The organism is Methanobrevibacter sp., from assembly GCF_045577275.1.
GTDB lineage: Archaea > Methanobacteriota > Methanobacteria > Methanobacteriales > Methanobacteriaceae > Methanobrevibacter.
The window spans coordinates 1-3,707 of sequence record NZ_JAZNIB010000074.1; the positions used below are offsets into that span (position 1 = coordinate 1).

General features: G+C 30.3%; 2 protein-coding genes and 1 tRNA gene. 1 reads left to right on the top strand and 2 read right to left on the bottom strand.

The window, feature by feature from the left end; genetic code table 11:
• Positions 1-182: 182 nt before the first annotated feature.
• Positions 183-2,216 (bottom strand): hypothetical protein, encoded by a 2,034-nt coding sequence (locus ACKI67_RS02585; RefSeq protein ID WP_407461842.1) that lies wholly within the window; start codon positions 2,214-2,216, stop codon positions 183-185.
• A gap of 328 nt (positions 2,217-2,544) precedes the next feature.
• A tRNA-Lys gene (locus tag ACKI67_RS02590) sits at positions 2,545-2,618 on the bottom strand.
• 324 nt (positions 2,619-2,942) lie between these two features.
• Here ACKI67_RS02590 and ACKI67_RS02595 point away from each other — a divergent pair.
• A partial coding sequence (locus ACKI67_RS02595) for a metallophosphoesterase (RefSeq protein WP_407461843.1) occupies positions 2,943-3,707 on the top strand: 765 nt, incomplete at its 3' end.

The following is a 3,707-nucleotide window of genomic DNA, read 5'->3' on the forward strand; positions in this document are numbered from 1 at the left end:
AACCAATAAGAGTTAAAAAAATAATAATCCATTATTTAAAAAAGAATAAAAAAATAATAAAAGAGTAAAAAAATAAAAATTATGGTTTAATTAAAAAAAAAGAATAAGAAAATAGTAAAAGAGTAAAAAAAATAAAAATTATGGTTTAATTAAAAAAAAACAATAAGAAAAAAATAAAGATCTTATTTGATTTTGATTGAAGTTTTTCCAGAAACTACAAAATTTTTATTTCCAGAAAGCAAAACGACTTTATGTTTTCCTCTTTTAAGTTTTTTAGTATTGAATTTTGCAACACCATTTTTGTTTGTTTTTACAGTATAGGTCTTATATTTTTTACCAGTGTAAATTCTTAATTTCACTTTAAGGGCATTTACACCTTTTTTAGTTACCTTATTTTTGACTGTAACCTTAAAGTATTTTGATTTGCCTCTCTTATGAGTAACTTTAGGTGCTTTGACAATTGTTTTTGCCTTAGTTATTTTAATTGTTCTTACACCTAAGTCATATGGAATCCGTTCATATTCCGCCCAATGACTATTTATTTCATAGGAATTGGAATTAACAGTAATATACATCTTATAGGTTCCTACAGGCAAATTATAACATTTGATCCTTACAAAACCGGTTTTATAATTTTTAGCTGTAATCTTTTTAATGGTTTTCTTGCCTTGCTTAATCACAAATGTCAATGAGAAGTTTCTATCAAAAACCTTCTTGTTCACTCCAAATATTAATTTGAAATTGAAATACTTTCCAGAGTGATAGCTGGTTGTTAAAGTTCCATTTTTTAGAATAAGGAATGGATAATCTTTCAGGGAAGTATCAAATGCAGTTCCCATGGTATTGGTGAATTTTCTTGTTTTATTATCGTTTTTAATTGTAACGGTTCTTCCACCAAGTTCATCCAAGTATATTATTCCTCTATTATCTGTAAGTTTATTATCCTTAAATTTGCAATTTACAATATTGGCATTGGAACTGGATATATAAATCAATATATTGGAGTTATTGATAAAATTTGAATTGGTCAAATTCATATTATTTGGCATGAAACTGTCATCATCAGTTCGTATTATCTTGCAAGTGTTGTTTGTGAAATTGCATTTATTGATCTTTGTGTAACCATTAGTAAAATGCAAACCTTTTGTAAGCTTATTGAAAGCTGAATTTTCAATTGAAATCAATGGGAAGAAATCAACATCAAAAGCGTTTAATACTCCAGATTGCTCAAATTTAGAATTGTTGATTGTGCAATTGCTAGAAGATAAGGCAAATGGCAAGGAATTCTTTTTGAAAACACAATTATCTACTTTTACATTTCCTCCTTCAGAGGAATAAACGAATATGTTTTGAAATGTATCTCCACTTTCATCCGTATAGGAATCCTTATTGTTTTCAATGGTTGAATTGAGAATATTAAGACAATTGCTTTCTTCCAAATAGATTATTGCTCCATTATCCCCTAATGAAGATTTATAGGCAAAATGATTCTTATTGAAAATAGAATTATCAATATCCAAATTGGCTTTCTCATAAACATAAATCAAGATGTTGTCAAAGGTATTGTTGGATATTGTAGCATTTGTAAATGTGGACTTTCCACTTTTCAAGGAAATCAAAGTGAAATTTGAACCAGTGTTATTCCTAAACTCACATCCTGAAAGGGTTAAACCGTAAGCGGAATAGATTCCTACATTGTTTTTAAATGTTGAGTTTACAAAGGACAAATCCTTTAAGACTACATTTTTAGAGCTAATGTTAAATATTCCAGTGAGGTTCGCAATAAGTGAGGTTCCGTCAAATCCCTGAATAGTGATAGGTTTATTGATCAATATAGCTTTTCCAGAACTAGTGTAAGTTCCATTTAAGTTTACAGTGCTATTTTCAGGAGCTTCATCAATTAATTTTTGAATGTCATCGAATGTCTTTTCTGATGAATCAGGCAAATCATCACCAGTATCTGAACCATCCACTGAATCACCAGAATCATCTGAACCATTACCATCAGTATCCGAACCATCCACTGAATCACCAGAATCATCTGAACCATTACCACCAGTATCTGAATCATCTAAATCATCATTTACAAGACTATCTGAAATCTCATTTGCCTCAGACAAGGAGTTGATGCCATCAGCCATATTATCAGACAAATCTTCAGATGCCTGAACCATACCTAGGCTGAGAACAAACAGTAAAAATATTGAAATAATCATTAATTCCCTTTTAATCATTTTAATCACTATAAACTTAAATAATATAAATTTTGTTTTAATATATATATAATTTTTTTTATTTTGTTCAATAATTGTTATTCTACAAAACTATAATAAAATATCCTTATCCAAAATTGAGTAGTTTTTCAAATTTCAATCAACTCTCTGAACATTTTTCAAAATTTAAACATTATATAAAAATAACCCGTAAAAATCTCTTTTTCATATAAAATTAAACCATATTTAAAAATAGCGTTAAAACTCTCTTTTTCAAAAAAATTAAATACTAAAAAACCATTAGGTTGGATTATAAAAAAAGCAATAAAAACGGGCCCGACGGGAATTGAACCCGCGACGACAAGGTTAAGAGCCAAGCGCTCTGCCAGACTGAGCTACGGGCCCCGTTAAAAAAATTTTAAAAACAACAATAATATATATTGTACTTTAACTTATTTAACTATTTTGTTTTATCTAATATCAATATAAGTTTTCAAACTTAAAAAGATAAAAAAGAAAATGAGATTAATAAAAAAGTAAAATCAGAATTATATCCAGTAATATTTTCATAAAAATATGTTTTAATGGAGACAATTTTCCTAAAAAATAAATGATTGTTAAGATAAAATATTTATATATTACAATAAAGAAAAAAATAAGAGAAAGAATATAAAGAAAAATTGAACAAATCAATATTATCCTTAATTCAATTAGAAAGAATGTGAAAATATGCCTAGCGAAAAACCACTCGGACTTAGTGCAAGACAAAAGATTCAGAAAGGAATGACAATCACCCGTGAAAAGATCATATCTATCGAATTTGATGAAAGCGTATATGATATTGTTGAGGTAAATGTTGAAATCAAGGATCTGGACCCTGTTTTTCATGATTATAAAATTGTAAACCTATCTGATCTTCATCTTGGCCAATGGCTGACTGTAGAGTATCTTGAAGGAGTTATCGATATTGTAAACAGGCAGGAAGCAGACATGGTTGCACTTACCGGAGACTATGTGTCATATATTCTTGATGATGTGGCAGAAGACCTTGAGAGATGCCTATCAATGATTGAAGTTAAGGATGCATCCCTTGCAGTGCTTGGAAACCATGACCATTGGAACGGAGCAGAGGAAATTAGGCAAATTCTAAAAAATGCAGGAATAATTGACGTGAGCAATGATGTCCATTCAATATCAAGAGATGCTGAAAACGGAATGGCCGAACTCCACATTGCAGGTGTTGACAGCATGAAGGTGAATAAGGAAGACATTGATGCTGTAATGATGAAGATACCCGAACATGGCCCTGCAATAATGCTTGCTCACGAGCCTGATTTTGCAGACATTGCAGCTACTACAGGAAGATTTGCACTTCAGATATCCGGCCATTCCCATGGAGGACAATTCATCATTCCAGGACTTAACACCACAATCCTTAGAAGCGACTATTCTCGAAAATACCCTGTTGGAGAATACCAAGTCGGAGATATGGTG

What these genes read in the sequence shown, in the direction of transcription:
- ACKI67_RS02585 (WP_407461842.1), bottom strand. Translation starts at nt 2,216, where the DNA reads ATGATTATTTCAATATTTTTACTGTTTGTTCTCAGCCTAGGTATGGTT.